The organism is Nocardia sp. 852002-51101_SCH5132738 (genome assembly GCF_001665695.1).
GTDB classification, from domain to species: Bacteria; Actinomycetota; Actinomycetes; order Mycobacteriales; family Mycobacteriaceae; genus Nocardia; species Nocardia nova.
The window spans coordinates 1-2,686 of the sequence record NZ_LZML01000096.1; the positions used below are offsets into that span (position 1 = coordinate 1).

Consider the following 2,686-nt stretch of genomic DNA (forward strand, 5'->3'; position numbering starts at 1 on the left):
ACGACAAAACCCGCCTTCTCCACTGTTTGGCGACGGAGAGAAGGCGGGCCCCGAAATGAAGCGACGTTTGTCGGTGTTGAAGTCACACAAGCTGTGTGACCTCGCCAGCGGTTAGGACGATACAGCCAGACACTGGAACGTGTCGAACGACTCGCCCTCCGCAATACACCGGCAAACATCGCCCCGACCCGAAAGGGGCGCACTATGAATGCCGCTGTTTCCGCTGGTCATCGCCAAATGACCACCTCGAACACCACCGAGCCGAGCTCCGGATCGCGTGACCTGTTTGATATCAATCCCGCCCGGCGTGCCGTGTGCCGCTCGGTGCTGTGGAGCCTCACCCAACACGCCGACGACGCTGGGAAATGCTGCCCCGGCATGGATCTGCTGGAGCTCGAGACCGGCCTGCCCGAGGTGACGATCGCCGCAGCGGTCGAGCTACTGGCCGAACACGGCGTGATCACCGTGGAGGAATCCGCCGCCGGCGACCTGTTCCGCGTGATCGCCGTGGGAGGCGACCAGGCGGTGCGCCGATGAGCAACTTTCACACCGCCCTGGTCGATCGGGTGCATCTGTTCGACATCGAGGCCACCAAGTGGGCCGCCTGCAAGAGCGTGCTCCACTGCCTGGCCAACCACGCCAACGAGTCCGAGCGCGATCTGGCGTGGCCCGGTATGGAGTTGATGATGCTCGAGACCGGCATGTCCGAATCGGCGATATCGCGGGCTGCGGGCCTGCTGCATGACACGGGGTGGATCTTCCGGCGGCGGCGCTACGGCAAGTCGAACATGTACCGGCTCAACAGGACCAAGCTCGAGCAGCATCAGGTGGCGCGGCCGGACCCGAAGGCCGTCCACATGGCAAAGCACCTGCCCGACATGCTGTTTCCCGGCGAGAAGCTGGAGGAACTGGTGGATGTGGACCGGCTGGCCGACGACAAGCCGACGATCCCCGGTCGCAGCACTTCCCGCCAGCGCGCCACCCGGAGGAACGGGGAAAAGGGGGCGGGATCTGCGCAGGTCAGCGAGCCTGTGGATAACTTTTCCGCCGAGAAACCCCAGGTCGGAGACAGTTCCGTCAAATCGACGGATTCGAAAACTCGTTCGAATATGTCAAATCGACGGGACTGTTCCCGTCAAATCGACGTGTCTAATCCCGTCGATTTGACGTGCTATCCGTTAGAGAACCACCAGAGAACCGAAGAGACTTCTTCCGTCCGTCCGATTCGTAACGTTCGTAACGCGCGTGCGGGCGACGAGACGGACGGACGGACGGACGATTCCTCCGCATCTACGCACCCCAGTCAGCCGCCGCTGCTGGCGGCCGTGTCCGATCCCGTGGCAGCCAAGGAAATCCCGGCGACTCGAGGGCAGGAGCTCGTGGCCGGCGAAGCGATCCAGGCCGATCTGGCGCGGATCGACATGCGGCCGGGTCAGCGTCGCCAGCTCGCGACCGTCGTGGACCGGGAGCTGGCGCGGTTCCCCGAGGACAAGGTTCGCAGCTTCCTGGCGGTCAAGGCCCGCGAGGCTGCTACCGCCACGTACCTGATCAAGGCGTTCACGCTGTACAGCGATGAGATCTACCTGGCCACCGATCCCGTTGAGGTAGCCGGCCAGCACCGCGCCGACGCGGCCCTGGCCGAGGCATTGGAGGCCGATCGGTGCACAGAGCACCCGTACTCCGGACGCCGCGCTGATGGCAGCTGCTCACAGTGCTGGGTCGCCGCCATGGCCGATTTGCCCTCCGCAGACGCCCCGGAGGCCCCAGCCCCTACCGGAACCCCCGTTCGAGGCTCTACGGGCGAAATAGCCGCCACTACGGGCGCTTCGGTGATCACAGCACCCAACGCCGCGGAGCGGTGCGTGGCATGCGAATCGGCGGTCGGGGTGGTTCGGGAGGAGCTTCCCCTGCGCTCCCGGGTCTGTGACCAGTGCTGGAGCGCCGAGGCAGCCGCCTCGTGACCGATTCAGTGGCCAGCTGGGCGCCACTGCGAACCATCCCGAGTTCGAACTATGCGGCGGCGGCCCCGTCGCACCGAAGGAGAGTGAGAGTGATGGCGGGCAACCGTCCGAAGAAGAACCGCTCGAATCGGGGCAAACGCGCGCAGGACCGCGATGCGGCCCGGATGCTGCGCAAGTACCCGCTGTTGGCGTTTCCGCCGCCGTTCAAGACGTACGAGAACTGGTTCAACGTGCCCGACGTCGCCGGGGAGTGGTTCGAATACCCGTCCCCGCCAGGGCAACTCAGCGATGACGCGAAACAGATGATGGACACGCTGATCAAGCTCGGCCCGCGCTACCGCAACAAGGTGCCCGAGGCCGCGCTGTACCTGGACCAGCAGGTCACCGCAGGAATCATCCCCTTGGCCGTGCCCGGCGACCCCGAGTCGGTCAATCCGCTCCCCGTGGCGCAGCTGGCCGGCGAACTCTCCGACCCGGAGCACTGGAGGCAGATCCGCGAGCAATTCCCGGACTTCGACGGCTCCGCTGAGGACCCGACCGCCAACTGGGCCGACACGATGGGCCTGCACATGCACGAACTTCACTCCCACGGCGCGCTCGTGCTCGACGACAACCACCGCGTCCATCTGGCCCGCCCACCCCAAACCTTCCGCGACCGTTGGCTTTTGCACGGCTACGACCTCGATCCGGAAGGCCAGGGCTGATGGGCAGACAACCGACCCAGC

At 65.5% G+C, this 2,686-nt stretch carries 3 protein-coding genes; all 3 read left to right on the forward strand.

Annotated features, from left to right (window positions below; translation table 11 throughout):
- Nucleotides 1-237 precede the first annotated feature (237 nt).
- The 3 genes from A5789_RS12905 (at nucleotide 238) to A5789_RS12915 (ending at nucleotide 2,665) form a co-directional block, all read left to right on the forward strand.
- Nucleotides 238-537 (forward strand): hypothetical protein, encoded by a 300-nt coding sequence (locus A5789_RS12905; protein WP_064927245.1) that lies wholly within the window; start codon nucleotides 238-240, stop codon nucleotides 535-537.
- Entirely contained in the window at nucleotides 534-1,961 is a 1,428-nt protein-coding gene (locus A5789_RS12910; protein WP_064927247.1) for a hypothetical protein, read from the forward strand. Before A5789_RS12905 ends, A5789_RS12910 begins: the two co-directional genes overlap by 4 nt.
- 89 nt (nucleotides 1,962-2,050) lie before the next feature.
- Nucleotides 2,051-2,665 (forward strand): hypothetical protein, encoded by a 615-nt coding sequence (locus A5789_RS12915; protein WP_156773005.1) that lies wholly within the window; start codon nucleotides 2,051-2,053, stop codon nucleotides 2,663-2,665.
- Nucleotides 2,666-2,686: the final 21 nt, after the last annotated feature.

Excerpts from the sequence above, each read along its gene's own strand:
- A5789_RS12905 (WP_064927245.1), top strand. The coding sequence starts at position 238 with ATGACCACCTCGAACACCACCGAGCCGAGCTCCGGATCGCGTGACCTG.
- A5789_RS12910 (WP_064927247.1), top strand. The coding sequence starts at position 534 with ATGAGCAACTTTCACACCGCCCTGGTCGATCGGGTGCATCTGTTCGAC.